The sequence below is a fragment of the Acutalibacter sp. genome (assembly GCF_056800975.1).
This window is the reverse complement of sequence record NZ_JBQISV010000158.1, coordinates 1-2,628: the sequence shown is the minus strand read 5'-3', so window position 1 is coordinate 2,628 and position 2,628 is coordinate 1. Positions and strand designations below refer to the sequence as shown.

Sequence of the window (2,628 nt, the reverse complement as noted above, 5' to 3'; positions counted from 1 at the left end):
GGGCCTCGCGCCCTGCGCCGCCAAAAAGGCGGACTAAAAAACAGGGCAGCGTATCAGCATCGTGGTAGGGCCTTGCTCCCAGTGTCGCCAAAAAGGCGGACTAAAAAACAGGGTGGCGTATCAGCATCGTGGTAGGGCCTTGCGCCCTGCACTGCCAAAAAGACGGACTAAAAAGCAAGGCAGCGTTTCAGCGTCGTGGTAGGGCCTCGCGCCCTGCACCACAAAAAAGGCGGATTAAAAAAAGAGGAGAGATTGGTATGTCGGAATATAGGAGTCATACTTGCGGCCAGCTGCGTTTGGAGGACGCGGGCAAGACGGTCACCCTGGCGGGCTGGATGGAGAACCTGCGGGAGGTGGGAGGCGGCATCGGTTTTCTGGTGCTGCGGGACTATTACGGCGCCACCCAGGTGGTGGTGGAAACCCCTGAGCTCCTGGCCCAGGTGAAGGCCTTGAATAAGGAAACCACTATTTCTGTCACCGGCACGGTGCGGGAGCGTACCAATAAGAACCCCAAGCAGGCTACCGGCGACATTGAAATTGCCCCCACTAAGGTGGAGGTTCTGGGCTGCTGCCAGTATAACGAGCTGCCCTTTGAAATCAATTTCTCCCGGGACGCGGACGAGGCCGCCCGGCTGCGCTACCGCTTTTTGGACCTGCGCAACCCGGCTGTCAAAAAGAATATTGTTCTGCGCAGCCAGGTGGTTTCGGCCCTGCGCCGGGCTATGGAGGACCAGGGCTTTCAGGAGATCAACACCCCCATTCTCACCGCCTCCTCCCCCGAGGGAGCCCGGGACTTCCTGGTGCCCTCCCGGAAGCACCCAGGTAAATTCTACGCCCTGCCCCAGGCCCCCCAGCAGTTCAAGCAGCTGCTGATGGCCTCGGGCTTTGACCGGTATTTTCAGATCGCGCCCTGCTTCCGGGACGAGGACGCCCGAGGAGACCGGTCTCCCGCGGACTTCTATCAGCTGGATATGGAAATGGCCTTTGCCGGGCAGGAGGACGTGTTCGCCGTCATCGAGGCGGTGCTGCCCCCTGTGTTCGAGAAATTCGGCATCTATGGGGACAGAGTCTCGTCTACCCCCTTCCTGCGTATCCCCTTCCTGCAGGCCATGGAGGACTATGGCAGCGACAAGCCCGACCTGCGTATCGACCTGCTGGTGAAGGACGCCACCGAGCTGCTGGCAGGCTGCGGCTTCGGTCCCTTTGAGAACGCGGTGGTTAAAGCCGTGCCGGTGACAGACTGCAGCCTCACCCGCAAGGCCATTGATAAGCTCTGCGCTGAAACCGAGGTGCAGACCGCTCAGAAGACCTATTGGTTCAAAACCGACGAGAAGGGGGAAATTGCCGGGGGCATTGCCAAGTTTGTGAACAGCGACCCGGCCCTGGCCCAGCAGGTAAAGGAGACCCTGGCCCCTGCTCCCAACACTCTGGTCATGCTGGCCGCAGGCAAAAAAACCACGGCCCAAAAAACCGCCGGCGTGCTGCGCAAGCTGCTGGGCGGGGCCTGTCCCAACCATATGGACGAAAAGCAGTACGCCTTCTGCTGGATCGTGGACTTTCCCATGTTTGAGATGGGCGAGGAGAGCGGAAGGCTGGAATTCGGCCACAACCCCTTCTCCATGCCCTATGGAGGCAAGGAGGCCCTGCGCAAGGCCGCAAGAGGAGAGGCCGACCCCCTGGACCTGCGGGCCCACCAGTACGACCTGGTGTGCAACGGCTACGAGCTGGCCTCTGGCGCAGAGCGCAACTACGACCCCGAGGTGATGGTGGAGGCCTTTGAGCTGGTGGGCCTCTCTGAGGCGGATGTGCGGGGAAAATTCCCGGCCATGTACAACGCTTTCTGCTATGGAGCTCCCCCCCACGCCGGCGCAGCCCCGGGCGTGGACCGGATGATTATGCTGCTCACCGGCGAAACCCTCATCCGGGAGGTCATCGCCTTCCCCATGAACCAGAGCGCTCAGGACCCCATGACCGGCGCGCCCAGCAGAGTGAGCCAGGCCCAGCTGAACGAGCTGCATATTGCGGTGACAGAGCAGGAGGAATAAGCTGCCGAAAGCGCGTAGATATCAGTAAATATTGTGGAAACGGGCAAGGGAAGGCTGGGAACGGCCTCTCTTTGCCCTTCTATATTTTGTGGTAGTTCTCAAAATGAATTTAGGGCTTCCACAATATGTGGTTGACAAAAGCAGCGATATCCATTATAATGGGAGGGCACGGAGAAGAAGACCGCCCGGCCTGCCAAGCAAAGCGGCAAGCCTTTGGTTTTCAGGCAGTAAGCATAGAGAGAAAAACGATTCTTTTCCCTGCAAAGCAAATGGAAATGTGCCACCCACAAGTGTTTATAGATAAAACCCAACGGAGAGGAGTCATTTGTCAAAAATGCCAAAAAAAATTATCAAGCGCAATGGGGAACAGGTGAAGTTTGACGCGGCCAAAATACGCGCCGCGATCTTCAAGGCCAATGTCCGCATTGCCACCGAGCGCTTCAGCGACGCTGACCTGGATGAGCTCACCGGGCAGGTGGTGAAGGAGCTGGAAAAGCTGAAAGCCACCCCCACCGTAGAGCAGACCCAGGATATTGTGGAGGAAAAGCTGATTGCCGCCGACTATGCCAAAACCGCCAAGGCC

2 protein-coding genes are annotated in these 2,628 nt (G+C 58.7%); both read left to right on the top strand.

The window, feature by feature from the left end:
- Positions 1 to 257: 257 nt before the first annotated feature.
- Positions 258 to 2,045 carry an aspartate--tRNA ligase gene (aspS, locus tag ACTO5E_RS10745; RefSeq protein WP_482303536.1) on the top strand — a complete coding sequence of 596 codons (1,788 nt, stop codon included), beginning with the start codon at positions 258 to 260 and terminating at the stop codon, positions 2,043 to 2,045.
- A gap of 334 nt (positions 2,046 to 2,379) precedes the next feature.
- Positions 2,380 to 2,628 (top strand): ATP cone domain-containing protein (locus ACTO5E_RS10740; RefSeq protein ID WP_482303534.1); only part of this gene is annotated, 249 nt, incomplete at its 3' end.